The following is a 19,227-nucleotide window of genomic DNA, read 5'->3' on the forward strand; positions in this document are numbered from 1 at the left end:
TCAGCCCACCATGTGCCCGGCGCGCGTATCGGCTTCGTCGTATCGATGCGCGGTGGTACGCAATGTCGCCGCGATCTCCGACGACGCCCTCGACCACTCCCGCAGCCGATCGCCTACACCTTCGACGGCGATACGCACCGCCTCACCGCGCGCAACGTGCATCCGGCCCGCGGTGGCGCCGCCGAATTGCAACCCGGCGAGCCGGTTGCGGACGATGACATCGACGGCATCGGCTACCGACTGATATTCGTCGGCGATTCTCAGCAGCGCTGCGACGTCGACACGCGCAACGTCTCGTTCTCCCATGTAGAGCTAGGACGCGGAGGGGGCCTTACGGGTTCCCGCCGATTTCAGCGCTGTTCGCTGACCGATTCCGCGACTCGAACGGCTAGTTGACGTGCGGTGTCCTCGTCGGCGGCCTCCACCATCACGCGGACCACCTGTTCAGTCCCTGAGGGACGCAACAGGATTCGACCGGAATCGCCCAACGCTCGTTCAGCCTCGGCGACCGCGGTGCGCACCGACGGTGCTTCGGCAACCGTCGCCTTGTCCGCGACCGCGACGTTGATCAGGACCTGCGGCATCGTGTGCATCGGCTCGGCGAGTGCGGCCAGGGATGAGCGGGTGTGCGCCATCCGCGCCATCAGGCAAAGTCCAGTAAGGATGCCGTCGCCCGTTGTGCCGAACGCCGGCATGACGATGTGACCCGATTGCTCACCGCCGAGCGAATACTCGCCTGCGCGCAGTTCTTCGAGGACGTAACGGTCGCCGACGCCGGTCGTGCGCACCTCGATAGAGGCCGCGCGCATCGCGAGGTGGAGACCGAGATTGCTCATGACTGTGGCGACCAACGTGTTGGAGGCGAGCTCGCCTGCCTCCTGCATCGCGAGCGCCAGAATCACCATGATTGCGTCACCGTCGACAGTTTGACCATTTGAGTCCACGGCCAGGCAGCGGTCGGCATCCCCGTCGTGTGCGAGGCCTAGATCGGCGCCGTGAGCCACGACCGCGGCCCGCAACGCTTCCATGTGGGTGGAGCCGCAACCGTCGTTGATGTTCAGCCCGTTGGGTTCCGCATTGATGGCGATGACGTTGGCTCCCGCGGCGCGATACGCGCGTGGTGCGGCCGCCGATGCGGCTCCATGCGCGCAGTCGACGACGACGGTGAGCCCTTCGAGGCGCGTCGTTACCGCCTTTCCGATGTGGCGCAGATAGCGGTCCAGCGCATCCTCGGCGTCGACCACGCGCCCGATGCCTGCTCCGGTGGGCCGGTGTCCGGGGCCCTGGTGGACCAGCTCCTCGATGCGATCCTCGGCCGCGTCGTCGAGCTTGTGGCCACCCGGTCCGAAGATCTTGATGCCGTTGTCCGGCATGGGGTTGTGCGATGCGCTGATCATCACGCCGAAGTCGGCGTCATACGCCCCCGCGAGGTAAGCCACCGCCGGGGTCGGCAGCACCCCGACCCGCAGCGCGTCGACACCCTCGCTGGTGATTCCGGCGATCACCGCCGCTTCGAGCATCTCGCCGCTGGCCCTGGGATCGCGACCGACCACAGCCACGCGCCGCGCATGGCCACCGACGCTGCCAAGCCGTCGGGCCGCCGCCGAACCAAGAGCTATCGCCAGCTCAGCGGTCAGATCCCGGTTGGCGACGCCGCGCACCCCGTCGGTGCCGAACAGTCGACCCATGCGGACAAACTTCTCATAAGTGACGTCCAAAGAGCCAACCAGCGCCGTCGAGCCGTGTGCCTCCATCGAATTGGTATCCAAACGCGACTCACCGCCCGCGTCCGGGTGGGCACGGGCGGTGAAGACGCTTGTAGGTCAGCTATCCGTTAAACGGGTCCTGGCCGTGGGCGTTCTAGTTGCCTCCGGCGTTCGAGTTCTCGGAGTTGCCCGCGCCGCCCGACTGGCCGGGCGTGCCGGCGTTCTGAGTGAGATTGATGGGCCCCCCAGTGACGTCGCACACCGTCTCCGTGCCGCCGTCGGCGTCCACCGACTCGGCCAGGACGTTGACCGGTCCGACCTCCAGGCCGCAGATCGCCGCCGCCACGTTGGCCGCGACACCGACATTCACATCCTCGAGGATGGTCACGTCGCCAACCGCGAGGTTGACCAGGCCGTCCTGCAGGTTCAGCGGCTGAGCGCCTGCCATACCCAGGCCCGCGGTGAACAAGAGCGATCCGCCCAATACGGCGCCGGCTGACGCCCTCTTCATGATGTTGTGCATCAGATATTCCTTTCAGTCAGGAAGCAGTGATCCGCCCCGACCCCGTGGCCTCTGTGACCACCCTTGGCAGGAACTGCCTGCCCAGCGCGAAAGGGTTGCGCCTCTGCTCCCCGGGGAGTGACTTCCACCATGGGCAGACAGCTAAACGAGATTTCTGAAAAAAAGCTGTTCCAAGATCTTTTACTAAGTAGTAGCTAATTAACTACGCTTCTTATTAACGTCACCTTCAAAATCCTGATGAGAGCTTTATTTGTCTGTCGGACGACCACCCAAACATCGTTACTGACGGCGGGAAAAATTTTTCGATCCCGACACCCATCGCTCTGCCGCGGGCCAGTCGATAACGTCGCCGCCAACGACGAAAGGACATTCCATGCGCAGTGATTTGTTCTCCCCGCAGATGGCCGAGGCCCAGATGCAACAACCGGGCATGAAGTTGCAGAACAGCAAGATGCTCAAGATCGGGCTCAGCGGCGAGATGATGGTCCGTCAGGGAGCCATGGTCGCCTACCAAGGCAATATCCAGTTCCAGGGCCAGGGTGCGGGCGGCATCGGCAAGTTCGTCAAGCAACAGTTGACCGGCGAGGGGGTGCCCCTGATGAAGTGCACAGGCGCCGGCGACCTCTTCCTCGCCGACCTGGCTTCCGACATCCATCTCCTCGATCTCGAGGGTCCGCACGATGGGCTGACGATCAACGGCAAGAACGTCCTCGCGTTCGAGCCGTCGCTGTCCTACGACATCCGTCGGGTGCAGGGCGCGGGGATGCTGTCGAACGCCGGCCTGTTCAACTGCGTGTTCTCCGGACAGGGCCGCATCGCGATCACCACCAAGGGCACCCCTGTGGTGTTGAGCGTCGACCAGCCGACCTACGCCGATCCGCAGGCCGCCGTGTGCTGGTCCACGTCGCTACAGACCGGCTTTCACAGCGCCGAACAGTTCGGCCTCGGCACGTTCATGGGCCGCACCACCGGTGAGGGCTTCACCATGTCGTTCTCGGGTCAGGGCTTCGTCGTCGTGCAGCCGTCCGAAGAGGCGCCCGGCGCGTTCGTCGGCGGCACCGGTGGAGGGCAGCAGGCAGGCAGCGCCGCCGGCAATATCCTCGGAAACTTCCTGGGCCGATGAACCGAAGAAGACCGCCGGGCACGCGAATGCGTGCCCGGCGGCTCCGAGGGGTCTCGATCAGCGCTTGCTGTACTGCGGCGCCTTGCGGGCCTTCTTGAGGCCGTACTTCTTGCGCTCGATGGCGCGCGGGTCGCGGGTCAGGAAGCCGGCCTTCTTCAGTGCGGGGCGGTCCTCCGGCTGCACGAGGATCAGCGCGCGGGCGATCGCCAGCCGCAGCGCACCGGCCTGCCCGGACGGGCCGCCACCATCGAGGTGGGCGTAGATGTCGAAGGAATCCACCCGGTCCACGGTCACCAGCGGGGCCTTGATGAGCTGCTGGTGCACCTTGTTCGGGAAGTAGGCCTCCAGCGACCGGCCGTCGAGATGGAACTGGCCGGTGCCCGGCACCAAACGAACCCGGACCACAGCCTCCTTGCGGCGGCCGACGGTCTGGATCGGACGGTCGATGATGACCGGCTCGCGCGCGGGAGCCGCGTCAGCAGCGGGCGCCTCCGTCTCGGTCGCGGTCTCCTCGACGGGGGCCTCGGTCACTTCTTCGGTCGTGTCGGTCGTCTCGCTCACTGGGCCACCTGCTTGATCTCATACGGAATGGGCTGCTGTGCGGCGTGCGGATGATCCGGCCCGACGTACACCTTCAGCTTCTTCTGGATCTGATGGCCGAGCTTGGTGTGCGGAATCATGCCGAGGATCGCCTTTTCGACGACGCGGTCGGCGTGCTTCTGCATCTCGTCACCGAGCGCTCGCGCCCGCAGACCGCCGGGAAAACCCGAGTGGCGGTAGGCGAACTTCTTGGTGAGTTTGTCGCCGCTGATGGCGACCTTGTCTGCATTGATGACGATGACGAAATCGCCACCGTCGACATTCGGCGTGAATGTCGGCTTGTGCTTGCCACGCAGCAGATTCGCTGCTGCGACGGCGAGCCTGCCGAGCACCACGTCGGTGGCGTCGATGACGTACCACGAACGTGTGGTGTCACCCGCCTTCGGCGTGTACGTAGACACAGCGCTACCTCTCCATATCTCGGGTTGATCCCGGAGTGATCCGGGGGCCGGTCATGGTGTGCGATCAGGGAATCCTCGGCGACCGACGTAGACCCGAGGCCCCGGCGTACCGCACGCCAACGGAGCAGCTTACCCGTGGACGTCCGCGCAGGTCAAAACGCCTTCGGCGACGGCGGCACACCGCCCGACCTGGGGTGAATCGTCGCGCGGGCTCACACCCTCGAGGTCACAACCCACAAGACATAGGGAAACACCCGATTTCTTCGTCGGCCATGCCGTCGTAGCTTCGTCTGGGTCGGTGCCGAGGCCTTTGCCGAAAACCGACCTTCCCATCAAGATCATAACGGAGTGAACATGTTTCGTACCCTCATCGCCGCTGGGTTGGTTGCCATGGCGGCCGCTCTCGGCGCCGCTTCGGTCGCGAATGCCGACACGTACTACAAGAATTGCACTGCAGCGCGTGACGCCGGCGTGACCCCGATCCTGCAGGGCCAGGATGGCTACGCCGAGCATCTCGACCGAGACGGTGACGGTGTCGCCTGCGAGTAACCGCAGTTCAGACGAGAGTTTGCGCCACCGCAGCCGCCTCTCCTAACGGCCACGGTGGCGCAACCCTTTCACTGGCGAATCCCCCCAGGCTCCCCTCCGAGTGGGACCGCACAGAGTCGAGGGGCTATCCGCCCCAGGCGTTGGCTGCCATCCGGTCGGTGGCTGCCACTTCATCGGAGCCGTCGCGGACCGCGTTGCCCAGCCTGACGAGGATGTCGTTCAGCGCACTTGCTGCCTGCTCCCAGCGGGCCTGCTCGATTCGGTACGCCTCGGCGGCCTGTCGTGTCCAGATTTCCTGCAGCGGCACGATCTGAGCGCGCAGCTCGTCCAGCGCTGCGTTCAGCCGCGCCGAGGTTGTGTGGATCTCCTGCCGGACGGTGTACTCGATGTCACCGAAGTTGTACGAGAGCACGTTCTCCATGTCGGACTCCTCAGAGGTTGGTGGCGACGGCGCTGATCTGGTGGGAGTGGGTGTCTGCGGCTTCACGAAGCGTCTGCTGGTTCAGGCGGATGGTTTCGGCGATCCGCTGAAGTGCGGCGTGAAGCTTCACCGACTCGGCGTTCCACCGATCCACGACGTCGTGAAAGCGAGATGCGGCCACGCCACCCCAGACCGATGGCGGCACACCACCCATGCGGCCGATGAATGACTGCAGCATCGCCCTGATTTCCTCATTGCGCGCATCCGTCTTTCCGGCGATGGCCGCCATCAGGTCGAAGTCGGTGTTGAGTGCGCCACCTGCCGGTGTCGTCATCGATGTCCTTCCGTCGGTCCGTGTTGTTATTGAGTTCGACGCGATCGGCGCCCATTCGGTTCCATCAGATTTGCGGTCATTCTCGAGACACCGCATGCGCGGAGCGAATCGCGCCTTCGCAGGCCTGCTTTACGAGGTGTTCGCGACCCGGCGCGCTCTGGCAGCCGATCGCGATGCGGGTGGCCCCCTCGACCAACACGGTCCACGCCACGTGGCGGTCCGACCGAACCTCTCGATACGTCACCGCATCGCGGTCCGCGCGACGAGCCGACGGGTTGAAGTCGACGAAAGCGCCGTCGGGCGCCTCGGCGAAGGCTGCGTGCAGAGAATCCGCGGTATCCGCGAGGCTGGACGACAGCGGAGCGACGGACTGCGTGATCTGCAGGGCGATCTCCGGCTCCGTCGGTGAAACCACTTGTACCCGAGCCGATCCCGGGCCGGAGGTGATGCGCCGCGCGGTCCACGCAGTGGGCACCATCACACCGACTCTGCCCTCGACGAGCAAGGTCATCGGCACCGCCTCGGACTGCGGCTCCTCGTCATGTATGGCGGCCAACCCACCACACAGCACCACCGTCGATAGCGTGCCGAACAGCACCGCCAGGGCCTTGCGTTCGCGGACTCGGACGGCAGTGGCCGGCTGAGGTGACCGGTGTTCCTTCGCTGCGCGCAGTACCCAACCGTCGTCCGCGATTCTGACGGGCACGCCGATCGTCCGCATGCGCCTTGCGATCAGCGAGGCGAGGACGTCGGCGCCGGGTACCGACGCCGGGGCGTCCACCAGAACGCCCGCGGGCGCAGCGACGGCCGCCGCTACCGCATCGGCATCCGCAGCCGACTCCTGCCGCGGCACGACCGCGACGATCGAGTCTGCGACGGTCACCACCACGACATCCCCGGTGATCTCGACAATCGTCGTCTCAGCCGGAATCCCCTCCCGCAGCATCGCAATTCGCTCCACCATGACGATCTCCGCCGCCACCATGTGCGCGGCCCGTCGCACCGTGTCGATTCGCGTTGGCGACCACCATGCCGGGCAGACGACGACTGCGGTGTCGACGCCTGCTCCAGTGACTGCTCGCATCACGTCTTCCCACACGTCGCGTACCGGCACCGGGCGATCGTCGAGCAACGCGAGCTCGTCATCCACCATGTGGAGAGCAACCGAAACCCATTCCGGCGAAACATCGTTGGGTCCCCGGATCGTCGCCGGTCCCACCTCGATGAGGACTTCGCTCATGGTGGATCTGTCCAGGCGACCTGGACGAGCTGGTTCGCATCACCCCGGGTGATCAACGTTCCCCGACCAGGCGGCAGCGCCGATGGTTTCACCGTTCCGAGCAGTACACCTTCTTCCGCGCTTGCGCTCATCATCAAACCCATGCAGCCGAGCTCGCGCATCCTCGCCAGGACGGGATCGAACATCGCGCGCGCAGCCCCCCCGGAGCGCCGGGCGACGACGACATGAAGCCCGAGATCTAGGGCGTGCGGCAAGAATTCGGCGAGCGGTGCCAGCGGGTTTCCCGTCGCGCCCGCCACCAGGTCATAGTCGTCGATGACCAGGTAGATGTCCGGCCCCGTCCACCAGGAGCGCGTCCGCAACTGCTGCTGGGTGACGTTATCGCCTGGCATGCGCGCCTCGAGTCTGTCGATAATCGCCGGCAGCCGCGACGTCAGCGAAGCCGGTGACATCGCGTAGCCGCTCAGATGTTCGGACTCGACCACGCCCAGCAGAGCCCTACGAAAGTCGATGATCTCGAGTTGAACCTCGTCGGCGGTGCTGCCGCGGATCAACTCAAGACACAGCAGCCGCAGAGTCGCGGTCTTTCCACACGCAACGTCGCCGAGCACGAGCAGATGCGGCTGTTCGGCGAAATCGAGCTCGACGGCGCTCAATTCGCGTTCGCCGACCCCGAGCACCACACCGCCGTCCTCGAGTTCCTCACGAGGCACCTGAGTCGGCAGCAGTCGGACCACCGGTGCAGTGCTCGGTGCCCACCGGTCGCGCAGGCGTCGGGTGTCGGCGGTGATCGCCTCGGCAAGTCCGTTCACGGTCGGTACGCCGTCCCACCGCGGCAATGCGACCGCGAATTCGCGGCCGCTCGGCGTGATACCGCGACCGGGTGGTCGTCCGGAAAGGTCGCGCGCACGCTTGCGATCCATCTCGGATTCGGCGGGGTCACCGAGACGCAGCTCAATGCGAGTCGCGATCTGATCCTTCAGGGCAGGCCGTAGCTCGGCCCACCGCGACGCGGTGATGACCACGTGTACGCCGAACGAAAGGCCCTGGGCAGCAATCGCAGTGATGGTTCCTTCGAGATGGTCGAACTCCTGCCGCAGCGTCGCCCAGCCGTCGATGACCAAAAACACGTCGCCGAACCGATCGGCCTTATGACGGCGATAGGCGGCCATTGAATCGACGGCCAGCCGACGGAACAGCGACTCCCGCGTCCGCATCACCGATGTCACCACCGCGACCGTGCGGCGACACAGGTCGCCGTCCAGACGTCCGGCCATTGATCCCACATGCGGCAGGTCGCGCAGTGACGACAAGGCTCCACCGCCGAAGTCGAGGCAGTAGAACCCGACGTCCGCGGGATCATGGTGCTCCGCGAGCGCCAGCACCATGGTCCGTAACGCCGTCGACTTTCCGGACCGTGGTGCACCGACGATTGCGACGTTGCCTGCCGCGCCGTCCAATTCGACGACGAACGGATCGCGACGCTGTTCGTACGGCTTGTCCACCAGGCCGATTGGCACCGTCAACCGGTGAGGACCGGGCCCCGGCAGCAAGGCATCCAGGGTCGGCGACTGCGTCAGCGGCGGCAACCACACCTGATGCGCGGCCGCACCGCGGCCGGCCACCCGGTCCAGCACCGTGTCCAAAACGGTTCGAGTCGGCGGCCGCGGCTCGATATCGGCCTTTTCGCTGGGAGTATCGACCGTCGCGGCCGTGAACAGTCGAGCAGGTGATGCCGTCGATGTGCGCTCGGTACACGACTCGCGGCCAGCGCCCGAGACGAAGGCGGTCTGGAACCCTACGAGATCTCCCGAGGCGGACTTGAGATAGGCCGATCCAGGCGTGCTGGGCAGATGGTAGGCGTCGGGGACGCCGAGGACCGCTCGAGATTCACCGGCTGAGAAGGTCTTCAGGCAGATCCGATACGACAGATGTGTCTCGAGGCCGCGAAGTCTGCCTTCGTCGAGCCGTTGGCTGGCGAGCAGGAGATGCATGCCCAGTGACCGACCCAGCCGTCCGATCGCCACGAATAGTTCGGCGAAGTCGGGATGCTGGCTGAGCAGTTCGGAGAATTCGTCGACCAAAATGAACAACGCGGGCATCGGCGGCAAGTGGGCGCCATGGGACCGTGCACGCTGATATTCGGCGAGACTGGCGAATCGTCCGGCAGCCCGAAGTACCTCCTGGCGCCGGTTCATCTCGCCCAGAAGCGCGTCGTTCATCCGGCTGACGAGGTGTGCTTCACCGGCCAGGTTGGTGATGACGGCACCGACGTGCCTGGCGCGCTCCATGCCGACGAATGTCGCACCGCCCTTGAAGTCCACGAGGATGAGGTTGAGGGCATCGGGCGGGTGAGACGCGATCATCCCGAGAGCCAATGTGCGCAGCAGTTCAGACTTGCCCGACCCCGTTGCGCCCACGCACAATCCGTGCGGCCCCATGCCACCCCGGGCTGCCTCGTTGATGTCCAGAAGTACGCGGGTTCCGTTGTCCGCGAATCCCATCGGAACCGGCACGATGCGTCCATCACCGGTTGCCCGCCAGAGCTTCTCGGGATCGTTCTCTCCGATACCCATCAGATCCGTCCAGTCGATCCCTCGCTTCTGGCCGTCGTTCGCCGCTGCGGTGGTGAGCCGGTAACGGGCGAGACGACGAGCGCACGCCGTCGCCTGTGCCACCGTCAACAGATCAGGCCTCGCATAGACCTCTTCGTCACCCCGCCCGTGGACGACCAGGACTTCCTCGGTGACGCGCAGCTGCAGCCGCTCTCCAATGGCGACGGCAGCTCGCGATGACTCGATCCGAAGTTCAAGCCCTTCTGCGCGGTCCAGGACTCTCACGATGTCACGCCGGGGTGCACCAGCGCGCGAGTACCGCTGGTGCGGAAGCCATTTCAGCCAATCCCATTCGGGGCGCGGATCAGCGACAATGGCGACGTCGTCAGGGCCGTGAAAGACAGCGAGCTGACATATGGCGGCTCGGAGGAATGCCCGTGCGGCCTCTGCGTCACCGTCGAGGGTGATCGCCGAAAACCTGCGCAGCGCCAGCGTGATCGGCACATCGGTTACAACTGACCGGCAACGAATCAGCCGCCGTACCGCGTTGACCGTGACGGGATCCTGCTCGTCGGTGCCGTCGAGTTCCGGCTCGGTCAACGCGGTGGACAGGGGTTCCTCACCGATCCCCACCCGGATGACACCGTAATCCGGGCCATCCGGTGTTCGCTCCCACATCCGTCCGCTACCCGTCAGGGTCCACAGCGCGCCGGGTTCAGGGTGGTGCCACCGCAGCGACTCGCGTTGCGCATCGGCAACGCCTTCGGCCTCACGGTCGAGGTGGTCGAGGTAGTCGAGGTACTTCTGCCGACCCCGGTTGATCTCAGTGGTGGTGCCGGTTCCCCTGGCGCCGTACACCAGCGACCCGAGCACCGAGGTCAGCATCATCACGGGGAAGAACATGTACATCGGGTTGCGCATCGACTGCCCACCCGATGTGAAATAGACCGCCATCATCCCGACGGCCGCGACGAGCATGGCCAGCGGCAGGAGGCGGGCGAGCGGGTTCTGCGGCGTCGGCGCCGGCAGCAGCGGTGGAGCTTCGACGAGGACAGCGCCGTCGGGCAAGGGCGGGGGCGGCACGCGCGGTTGACGTACGAATTCCATCGAAGAATGGACGCCGTCGCGGTGATTCCGGTTCCATCCCCAGCCGATCGAATTGGCGCGATCGCCTTCCCGCGGAGGCGGTTACGGTTGACGCGGCTGAGTGAAGGGGGACTTGATGCCAGATTCGCTGTGTCGGCTGACCGTGGCGTCCTGCACCGATGACGCACATCGCGCGGTCGATCTGGAGCTGCCGGCAAATGTGGGCGTCGGTGAGCTCGTGCCGCAGATCGTCGATCTTGTTCACCGCGATAGCACGCCGACACCGGGCCTCGACTGGGTGCTGTCGAAGCTGGGCGACCCTCCGCTGACCGAGTCGGAATCCCTGTACGACAACGATGTTCGCGACGGTGATCTGTTGGTCCTGACGACAACCGAGCCCGCGCCTGCCGAACGTTCCTCGTGCGACCCCTGCCACGCCATGGCGGCGGGCCGAACTACCGCGCCGCGGATGCTGCCGGCCATCGCGTGTGAGTTGCTCGGCGGCTGTGGTGCGGCGGTGTTGGCTTGGCCGGCAGCGGGCGTTGCGATCAGTAGCCGCATCGTCGTTGGCGCGTGCCTCGCGGTCGCCGCCGGGGTCGGGGCGGTCATCATTAGGCGGCTACGCGGCGACCCCCTGATATGCGTGACGCTGAGCCTGATCGCGGTGCTCTACGCGGGGGCTACCGGATTTCTGACGGTACGGACAGGCACGGCGGTATCCGGCCTCCTGCTGGCGTCCGCGGCCGTATTCGCTGCAGCGATTCTCCTGCTGCGTATGACGAACTGCGGCAGAACATGTTTGACGGCGCTAGCCGCGGCGGCCGTGCTGGTGTCGGCCACTGCGGCCGCTGCCGTGTCGTGGGGTCTGCAGCTGAGCGCGGGCGGCGCGACGCTCGTCGGTCTGTCCCTCGCGACGCTGGGTGTCACGCCCAGGCTGGCGATGGCTTTCACCGGCATCACACCGGACGCCGCGCCCAACGTCAGGCGTTGTCACCAAACATTGACTGGACTGGTGGCGGGATCGTCGGCGGGCGGCGCGCTCGGTGCGATAGCGGTTGCCGTCGGGGAGGTCCGTGATGCGGGTTCGGCGTTCCGCGGGACGTCCTTCATCGCGATGGTCGCATTGGTGCTCCTGCTGCGCGTGCGCACCCATGTCGATGCGACGCGCCGCGCGAGCCTCGCAGGCGCTGGAGTGCTCTGTCTCCTCGCGGGTTTCGCTGCGGCCGCGGTTGCCGCACCGGGTCACGCGCATGTGATCAGTGTGCTCGCCGCGTCCACGGGTGCCGCCGCACTGGGCAGCATCGTCAGGCAGACGGTGAGTCCGATCGCGCTGCGCACCGTCGAGGTCCTCGAGTGCGTCGCGATCGCGGCAGTCATCCCCATGGCCTGCTGGGTCGGGGGGATCTACGGCTGGGCGCGGGGAATGAACCTCATATGACGGCGGTCGCACGACTGGTCGCCGCCAGCGCGCTTGCGGTCTGGCCGCTGTGGACCGCGCCGGCCTCCGGCGCGGTGACACCACCGGCCGTCGATATGGCGCTACTGCCCAAGCCGGGTTCTCCCGCACCTCCGCAACTCACCGAACAACAGGGGCAATGTGCCGGCGGCACCATTCGCATCGAGAGCCCGGCCGACGGGCCGCTGAGAGCTCTCCGCTTACCGGATGTCTGGCCACTCACGCGCGGCGCGGGCCAAACGATCGCGGTCATCGATACCGGAGTATCGCGACACCGCCTGCTCCCCCGCCTCGTCCCCGGCGGCGACTACGTGTCATCCGGTGACGGCACTGCGGACTGCGACGGCCACGGCACTATTGTCGCCGGCATAATCGGCGCCTCGCCCGATACCGACGGCGCTTTCAGCGGCATCGCACCAGACGCCACGATCATCGGTATCCGTCAGTCCAGCAACAAGTTCCGGGCAGCTGACGATCCGGCCGGCCTAGGGTTCGGCGATGTCGACACCCTCGCGATGGCCGTACGCACCGCTGCCGACATGGGTGCCACAGTGATCAACCTGTCGACCGTCGCCTGCCTGGCTGCCGATGACGTCCTGGATGACCGTGCCCTCGGGGCGGCGCTGGCTTACGCGGTCGACATCAAGAACGCGGTGGTGGTGGCCGCCGCCGGGAACGTGGGGTCGGCCGGCCAGTGCCCCGAACAGAATCCGACGGCCGACCCCCTTAGGCCAGGCAGCCCCGACTGGTCCAACGTGAAAACGGTGGCGACTCCCGGTTGGTATGACGATTACGTGCTCACTGTGGGCTCGGTGGGCCGCGACGGCCCTTCTTCGTTCAGCCTCGCAGGACCGTGGGTCGACGTCGCCGCGATAGCCGAAGACGTCGTGTCACTGGACCCCGACGGCGAGGGATTGATCGACAGACTCGCGACAAGCGGTGATGAGTCACCGATCTCCGGCACGAGTTACGCCGCACCGGTGGTGAGTGGAATCGTCGCGCTGGTGCGGTCGCGATCACCCGAACTGACTGCGCGACAGGTCATGCAACGCATCGAAGACACTGCGCACCGGCCGACTGCGGGCTGGGATCCCATCGTCGGCCACGGGACCGTCGACGCCATGGCCGCGGTGAGCGCAGGCCCGGGTTCCGTACCGGGACGACGCTCGAACGCGTCGCAGATGACGACGATTCCCCCGTCCGGGCCAGCCGAACCGTCCGCAGACTTCGCAACGCGTGCTGCCGCGGTCTGTGTCACCGCGTCCATCGCAGTGGTGGCGATGTCGGCGGTGGCGACTCGGCTACGCCGACGGACCGACGCTGTCCCGCCCGACTGATGCAGCCTCGATGCTGAGTTCGGGGCCGCGCGGTAGTTGAGCAATCAGCGCCCATGGTGCGGGCACCGGGTTGGTCAGCCCCAGGCGGGTGGCCGCATCCGTGTCACGCACGCCGAACACCACTCCGGAGTCGTTGACGAAGAACAGCGCTCCTGTCGTCGCGCTCTCGCCGGACACACTTGTCGCACGCACGAAAGCGCTTCGCCCCGGCGGCATCGAGAAGCGGTCGACACGTGGGCCTGCGTCGTCGCCCTGCGCCAGCGGCACGCCTGCAGCGTCATCGGACGGCAGCGAGTCACCCACGAACACCCCTTCCGATTGCGCACAGAGCACCGGACTCTCGCCAGCGCCACCGCGGTCGGGGAAGGTGGTGACCGGAAGATCCTCGACGATCGGCATCCGGCCGATGAGATCCGGTGCCACGCTGGCGATATCCCGTCGACTCGAATACGTGAATCGGATGAGATCTGCCGCTACCTCGCCGACCCGTTGAACACCGGCCGCGAGGGCGACGTAATACTCCGTGGATCCGGCGCGGGTCAGTCGCATCACGGTGCCGACCGACACCCCGGGGAGCACAGACGGTGAGACGCCATTTCGAGCTATGGCAGGGGCGGTGATCTCGGGCACCTCCGGTAGGACGTCGAGCAGTGCACGCGAAACCGGCCGGGGTGCAACGCCGTCGAGCCTGAGCGCGCGGACGGTCGCGTGGTTCCGCAGGTCCACCCGGGCTCGGCGCCCGTCGTACAGCAGGTAGGTCGTCGCCGCGCTCTCACCTCGTGGGGTGACGAGCGCACTCTTACCCGAATCCAGGTGTGCGGGTGGGCGGCCCACCATGACGGTGGTTCGCGAGTCGGCATCTTCGCAGACCGCCCACGCCGATTCAGTGTCGTCGAGTGGTGCGCCGATCATGTCCGGGGCCCCGGGAATGCCGACCAGAGGCCCTCGCTTGGCTCGGTTCAGCGCCGAGCTGCTGACGAGTTCGGGTTCGTCGGCCACCCCGGTGACCAGCCGTGCGGAGGCGATATTGAAGGTGGGGTGCATGGAGTCGCCGATGCGCACATACAGGGCACCGGATTCGCGGGCCATGACGACCGCCGCGCCGCCGACAATCCCACTTGGCTGCAGGAACGCGAGGATCGCACACACCGCGACCGTGATCGCTGCCAGCACACACCCGGCAGCCAGTGAAAGCGACTGTGCGCGTAGCGGATCGTCGTGCATGCGAAGGTCGCCTCGTACCAGTGCGTGTGCCATCCGGCGCACCAGGAAGCGATATCCGCTGACCTGCAGCCGATTCGTTGATTGTCCAGCCATCCCTCCCCCTCAGTCAGCCTAATGGCCGGTGATGGGCCGCTATGTCACCGATTTCAGCGCCGACAGGATTGTTCTTATCGCAGGCGTATCACAGGGCGACTAACTAACATGAGGCAACTACTGGCGGTTGGGAGGGTCACCAGGTATGTACGCCTTGCGATCCCATTACCGCGCCGTTTCCAGGACGGCGCGTGCGACGGTGTGCCCCCCGCCATGACCGCTCCATTGCTCGACCTCGACGGTCGGATGGTCGACCGACAGCAGGAACTCAGCCAACTCCGATCCGCCATCGATGCGGCCGCCCGCGCAGGGGGCGAATGCGCCCTGCTCAGCGGGGTTTCCGGAGTGGGTAAGTCGACGCTCATGCAAGCCTTCGGCGCCGACGCCGCCCAGCGCAACTGTGTCTTTGCATACGGAAGATGTCGGGATGGTGCACCAGCGCCGTACTCGGCGTTGGCAGACGCGCTCAGCTCGATTGTCGGCACCATGGAGGCCACCGGCCCGGCCGAGCGCGATAACTGGCGGGCCGATCTCCTCGACAAGATGTCGGGGTTTGCCGGCGTCCTCTCCGAGCTCGTGCCCGAACTCGCGCCCCTATTGGGGGAACCCTCCGGCGACGCCGAACTCGATGCAGCGGATGCTCGCCGCCGCTTGCATCGCGCCGCCATCCGGTTGGTGTCGACCACCGCGTCCTACCGCCCTGTGGTGCTGGCGATCGATGACCTCCAGTGGGCCGACCGCGACACTCTGCTGATGCTGTCCGAGCTGTTGACGGTGTCGCTGCGCAACGTTCTGGTCGTCGGCACCCATCGCGCGGGTGAGTTCGATGCCGACGCGGCCGGCATCAAATCGGCACGCCTCAACACCATTGAGCTCGAACCGCTGGCGCTCGCGGACGTCGAGCAGCTCCTCGCCGAAGTATGCGGGCAGAGCGTGGAGTTGGGCGACGTGGCCGCGGAGTTCCACCACCGGACCCGCGGCAACCCGCTGCAAGTTCGTCAGCTGCTGCACCGCGCGCAACGCGAAGGCGCGCTCATCACGCTCGGTCTCGACGGCCATCCGAGATGGGACTTGCGCGTACTCACGTCGATCGAGGTATCCGCCACGACCGCTGAGTTCCTCGGCCGCTACCTCGACCAACTCGGACCAACCGACCGCGAGGTGTTGGGTTCGCTGTCGTGCATTGGTGGAGAGTTCGACCTCGACGACGCCACGGCCGCGGCCGCGAAGCCCCCAGACGTCGTTGCTCACGCACTGTGGGCGTGCCTCGAACTTCGCTTGCTCGAGGCGCTCGACGCCAACGGCCAGCGCATCACCAACGCGATCAGCCGCGACGCCCGCTACCGATTCAGCCACGACCGCGTCACCGAGACGGCGCGCGCGGGGCTATCCGATGCCGAAGCACGCGTCGTTCACCTCCGTTTCGGACGACGGCTCGTCGAGCTCGGCGACGACCGCGTATTCGAGGCGGCCCGCCACGTCGGCATCGGCGGCCTGGAATTGCCCGACGACGTCGAACGCACCACGTTCGTCGAGGTGGTGCGGCGCGCAGCACGAAAGGCCCGGGCCCAGACCTCTTTTCCGTTGGCCCTCGGATACAACCGCAGCGCTCTGGATCTGCTTGGTGAGCACCGGTGGGACTCACACTATGCGTTGACTCGGGAGCTACAGCTCGACGCCGCCGACGCCGCGTTGCTGGTCGGCGACGTGCCTGCGCTCAATGCGCTTCTCGACGAGGCCGAGGGGTACCTCCACGAGCCCGCAGACCGCGCCCGGCTGGCCTACCTTCGACTGAAGGGGCGGGTCGTCGAGAACCGTCTCCGGGAAGCGCTCGAAATCGGGCTCCAAGCGCTCGACGAGCTCGGCGAGCGGGTCGCCATGGACGCGGGAAAGCCGCGCATGGGCAACGCGGTCGTCCGGATGAAGCTGACGATGCGCCGCTGGAGTAACGAACGGCTGTTAGCACTGGCGCACTGCGATGACGAGCGGGTCGTCGCGCTCCACCCGATTCTTGCCGAGCTGTGCAACATGGCGGTTCTCATCCGGCCCAATCTCTTGCCGTTGCTCGTGCGAAAGCAACTCGATCTCACGTTGGCCTACGGCCACACGCCTTCCTCACCGCTGGTGATCACCGGCTACGGGATCGTCCTAGTGCTGACCGGCGACCACGCAGGGAGCCAGCGTTTCGGCGAGGTCGGCATGCAGCTTGCCGAGCGCCCGGAGTTCCGCGAGGCGCGACCGCAGACGGTGTTCATGCACCTGGACTACATCAACCACTGGCGCCACCCGATCCGCGACGGCCTGGGACCTCTGCGTGACGCCGTGGAGGAGGCGCTCGACCAGGGCGACCAGGAGAACGCCGGGCTTCTGACCGCGGTCCTGCTCTCCCAGTCGTTCTGGGTCGGTCGTCCGTTGGCGGAAATCGACGCCCTCGCCAGCTCGCTGATTCCCCACATCCGTTCCCAGCCCGTCTCGAGCTCTCTGTGCCAGGCCATGCAACAGCTATGCCTCAACCTGATGGGCCGCAGCGCCGATCCTTTTCTGCTTGCCGGTGAGAGCGGCTACGACGAGCGGGACGTGCTGCCTGCCGCCCGCCTCGAGGGCGACGAGGTCACCCTGGGCGTTGGCGCGGCGGCGAAGCAGGGAGTGCACTTCTGGTCCGGCGATCACGTCGGCGCGGCCGCCGCCACGCCAGAGGCCATCGAGTATCTCGGCGGTCTGGACGGCACCACGGCGTCGCAGCTCGTCTACCTTGTCGGCGCCCTCAGCATGATCCATAGCGCGCCGCGCGACCGTTCCACGGCCAGCTTCGTGCGACGCGCATTGTCGTTGCATCGTAAGTGGGCCGCGGGCGCCCCGGAGAACTACGCGGCGCCGTACGCCCTGATCCAGGGGGCGTGGGCACGGACGCGAGGGCAATCCGCCAAGGCGGAGCGACACATTCACGAAGCGATCGAGCTCGCCGAGCGAAACCAGCTTCCCGCGATGAGTGCGCGCGCGCACGAGGAGGCCGCCGCCCTCTACGCCGAGAGTGGGCGGACGACGCTCGCCGAGCACATGCTGCGTTCGGCGTACGAGCGCTGGCTGAACCTGGGGTACACAGTCCGCACGGACTTCCTTGCACGAGAACACCCGTGGCTTCTCCGACGCGACCTGGCGACAGATTCGGCCGGAATCGACCCCGTCGGCGCGCATCAGCTACTGCATGCGCTGTCGGGCGCGCGGACCCCCGACAGTTTGGCGAACATCATTCTGGGCACGGTGGCGGATACGACGGGCGCAGGTCGCGTTCTGTTCCTCACCGGTGACGCGGAGAACCTGGCGGTCCGCGCCATCAACGACCACGGCGACATCTCGATTGTGGACGGGCCGTGGACCGAGGTGCCCTATGACAGGGAGGTAGTACGCAGGGTGGTCGACGGCGGCGCGCCGGTCATCGTCGTCGCCGACCATCCGTCAGGTCCGACCGCTAAGCCGTCGATCCTTGTCGTCCCGATAACGGTGCAGGACAGGATGATTGGCGTGATTTATGCCGAGCAGAGCGAGTCAGGCAGGAATTTCGGCGCCCAGCACGAGCAGGCGGTCGCTTTCCTGAGCGCTCAAGCCGCCGCACCCCTGTGGAACCTCCAGCTGGAGGCTCGACTGCGGGCCGCCGACGAGTACCGACAGTCGCTGATGGATGTTCAGTCGAGGTTCGTACCCAACGAATTGCTGCGCATCCTCGACATCGACGACCTGCGCCGGGTCCGGAGCGGATACCGCGTCGAACGCGAGATGACGGTGCTCATCAGCGATATCCGGGGTTACACGACGATGCTCGAGGACATGGACGTCGCCGAGGCCGGCAATTTGGCGATGGGCTTTCTACGCGCAGTCGAGCTCCCGATCATCAGCTACAACGGCATGATTCAGGACGTCCGCGGGGATGAAATTGTCGCCGTCTTCGAGTCCGAGCCCGACGCGGTACGGGCGGGACTGGCCATGCTTCGCTCGATGCGGGAGCACAACCAGGAGCGCAAGGCGCTGGGCTCAATGGAGCTGCGGGCGGGCATCGGCATCAATACCGGCGCGATCGCGGTCGGGCTCGTTGGTGGAGTGAACCGCATGGTGCTGACCATCATTGGCGACGCGGTGAACCTGGCGGCACGCATCGAGAGCACCAACAAGCGCTACGGATCGGCCTTACTCATTTCCGATCGCACGTATAAGCGCCTCGCGCAATCGGAGAATTTCGACGTCCGCCGCATGGAGCGGGTGATGGTGGTCAACCGGCGTCGACCGGTGACGATTTACGAGGTGTACGACGAGGATTCGGCCGCGTTGCGCGCCGCGAAGCGCGCGGCCCAGCCTGCGTTCGACGAAGCGTTCGCCCTGTTCGACGCAGGTGACATCGACGGCGCACGCGCTGCGTTCCAACGGTGCCGGGAGTTGCTGCCCGATGACCCCGTCGCTCCGCTGCACCTGGCGCACTGCGACGCGGTTGCACGCGGAGAGATGACTCCTGGTCAGGACATCGCGCTATCGAACAAGTAGTGCACTACTCCACTTGCAGACATCAGTGGAGTTTCTGCGCAGGTGG

General features: G+C 66.3%; 13 protein-coding genes and 2 pseudogenes. 5 read left to right on the forward strand and 10 right to left on the reverse strand.

The features are described 5' to 3' along the window. The 3 genes from G6N36_RS13345 to G6N36_RS13355 form a co-directional block, all read right to left on the reverse strand. Entirely contained in the window at positions 1 to 306 is a 306-nt protein-coding gene (locus G6N36_RS13345) for a DUF7162 family protein (protein ID WP_163686931.1), read from the reverse strand. Between the two features lie 44 nt (positions 307 to 350). Next, a complete protein-coding gene (glmM, locus tag G6N36_RS13350; protein WP_163686932.1) occupies positions 351 to 1,688 on the reverse strand; it encodes a phosphoglucosamine mutase in 1,338 nt (445 codons plus the stop codon). Positions 1,689 to 1,860: 172 nt separating this feature from the next. Further along, the gene (locus G6N36_RS13355; protein ID WP_163686933.1) at positions 1,861 to 2,229 is read right to left on the reverse strand and encodes a hypothetical protein; all 369 of its coding nucleotides are present in this window, start codon (positions 2,227 to 2,229) and stop codon (positions 1,861 to 1,863) included. Positions 2,230 to 2,566: 337 nt separating this feature from the next. On the opposite strand from G6N36_RS13355, the pseudogene G6N36_RS13360 reads away from it, so the two are divergent. Beyond that, positions 2,567 to 3,352: pseudogene (locus G6N36_RS13360) on the forward strand (AIM24 family protein); the annotation flags it as partial. Between the two features lie 57 nt (positions 3,353 to 3,409). On the opposite strand, the gene rpsI reads toward G6N36_RS13360, so the two are convergent. Then, a complete protein-coding gene (gene rpsI, locus G6N36_RS13365) occupies positions 3,410 to 3,883 on the reverse strand; it encodes a 30S ribosomal protein S9 (RefSeq protein ID WP_163690659.1) in 474 nt (157 codons plus the stop codon). A 26-nt stretch (positions 3,884 to 3,909) separates the two neighbouring features. Then, entirely contained in the window at positions 3,910 to 4,353 is a 444-nt protein-coding gene (gene rplM, locus G6N36_RS13370; protein ID WP_083124789.1) for a 50S ribosomal protein L13, read from the reverse strand. 438 nt (positions 4,354 to 4,791) lie between these two features. Between rplM and G6N36_RS30235 the strand changes: the two are divergent. After that, positions 4,792 to 4,902, forward strand: a pseudogene (locus tag G6N36_RS30235) (excalibur calcium-binding domain-containing protein); the annotation flags it as partial. A 124-nt stretch (positions 4,903 to 5,026) separates the two neighbouring features. Here G6N36_RS30235 and G6N36_RS13380 read toward each other — a convergent pair. The 4 genes from G6N36_RS13380 to eccCa all read right to left on the reverse strand — a co-directional run bounded on the left by G6N36_RS13380 (position 5,027) and on the right by eccCa (position 10,559). Next, a complete protein-coding gene (locus G6N36_RS13380) occupies positions 5,027 to 5,323 on the reverse strand; it encodes a WXG100 family type VII secretion target (RefSeq protein ID WP_163686936.1) in 297 nt (98 codons plus the stop codon). 10 nt (positions 5,324 to 5,333) lie between these two features. Beyond that, positions 5,334 to 5,657, reverse strand: a complete 324-nt coding sequence (locus tag G6N36_RS13385) for a WXG100 family type VII secretion target (protein WP_163686937.1) — start codon at positions 5,655 to 5,657, stop codon at positions 5,334 to 5,336. A 76-nt stretch (positions 5,658 to 5,733) separates the two neighbouring features. Further along, a complete protein-coding gene (locus G6N36_RS13390; RefSeq protein ID WP_163686938.1) occupies positions 5,734 to 6,897 on the reverse strand; it encodes a type VII secretion-associated protein in 1,164 nt (387 codons plus the stop codon). Further along, positions 6,894 to 10,559, reverse strand: coding sequence for a type VII secretion protein EccCa (gene eccCa, locus G6N36_RS13395; RefSeq protein WP_163686939.1), 3,666 nt, complete (start codon positions 10,557 to 10,559; stop codon positions 6,894 to 6,896). The genes G6N36_RS13390 and eccCa overlap by 4 nt, the downstream gene beginning before the upstream one ends. Before the next feature lie 115 nt (positions 10,560 to 10,674). On the opposite strand from eccCa, the gene eccD reads away from it, so the two are divergent. Together eccD and mycP are read left to right on the forward strand one after the other, a co-directional pair. Continuing rightward, positions 10,675 to 11,976 carry a type VII secretion integral membrane protein EccD gene (gene eccD / locus G6N36_RS13400; protein WP_163686940.1) on the forward strand — a complete coding sequence of 434 codons (1,302 nt, stop codon included), beginning with the start codon at positions 10,675 to 10,677 and terminating at the stop codon, positions 11,974 to 11,976. After that, positions 11,973 to 13,331 carry a type VII secretion-associated serine protease mycosin gene (mycP, locus tag G6N36_RS13405; RefSeq protein ID WP_163686941.1) on the forward strand — a complete coding sequence of 453 codons (1,359 nt, stop codon included), beginning with the start codon at positions 11,973 to 11,975 and terminating at the stop codon, positions 13,329 to 13,331. The genes eccD and mycP overlap by 4 nt, the downstream gene beginning before the upstream one ends. On the opposite strand, the gene eccB is transcribed toward mycP, so the two are convergent. Further along, on the reverse strand, positions 13,296 to 14,648 hold the full coding sequence (gene eccB / locus G6N36_RS13410) for a type VII secretion protein EccB (RefSeq protein WP_163686942.1): 1,353 nt from the start codon (positions 14,646 to 14,648) through the stop codon (positions 13,296 to 13,298). The genes mycP and eccB overlap by 36 nt on opposite strands. Before the next feature lie 225 nt (positions 14,649 to 14,873). Between eccB and G6N36_RS13415 the strand changes: the two genes are divergently transcribed. Beyond that, a complete protein-coding gene (locus G6N36_RS13415; protein WP_179964933.1) occupies positions 14,874 to 19,181 on the forward strand; it encodes an AAA family ATPase in 4,308 nt (1,435 codons plus the stop codon). Positions 19,182 to 19,227: the final 46 nt, after the last annotated feature.

The organism is Mycolicibacterium gadium, assembly GCF_010728925.1.
GTDB classification, from domain to species: Bacteria; Actinomycetota; Actinomycetes; order Mycobacteriales; family Mycobacteriaceae; genus Mycobacterium; species Mycobacterium gadium.

Excerpts from the sequence above, each read along its gene's own strand:
- G6N36_RS13345 (WP_163686931.1), bottom strand. The coding sequence starts at position 306 with ATGGGAGAACGAGACGTTGCGCGTGTCGACGTCGCAGCGCTGCTGAGA.
- glmM (WP_163686932.1), bottom strand. The coding sequence starts at position 1,688 with ATGGGTCGACTGTTCGGCACCGACGGGGTGCGCGGCGTCGCCAACCGG.
- G6N36_RS13355 (WP_163686933.1), bottom strand. The coding sequence starts at position 2,229 with ATGCACAACATCATGAAGAGGGCGTCAGCCGGCGCCGTATTGGGCGGA.
- G6N36_RS13380 (WP_163686936.1), bottom strand. The coding sequence starts at position 5,323 with ATGGAGAACGTGCTCTCGTACAACTTCGGTGACATCGAGTACACCGTC.
- G6N36_RS13385 (WP_163686937.1), bottom strand. The coding sequence starts at position 5,657 with ATGACGACACCGGCAGGTGGCGCACTCAACACCGACTTCGACCTGATG.
- G6N36_RS13390 (WP_163686938.1), bottom strand. The coding sequence starts at position 6,897 with ATGAGCGAAGTCCTCATCGAGGTGGGACCGGCGACGATCCGGGGACCC.
- eccCa (WP_163686939.1), bottom strand. The coding sequence starts at position 10,559 with ATGGAATTCGTACGTCAACCGCGCGTGCCGCCCCCGCCCTTGCCCGAC.
- eccD (WP_163686940.1), top strand. The coding sequence starts at position 10,675 with ATGCCAGATTCGCTGTGTCGGCTGACCGTGGCGTCCTGCACCGATGAC.
- mycP (WP_163686941.1), top strand. The coding sequence starts at position 11,973 with ATGACGGCGGTCGCACGACTGGTCGCCGCCAGCGCGCTTGCGGTCTGG.
- eccB (WP_163686942.1), bottom strand. The coding sequence starts at position 14,648 with ATGGCTGGACAATCAACGAATCGGCTGCAGGTCAGCGGATATCGCTTC.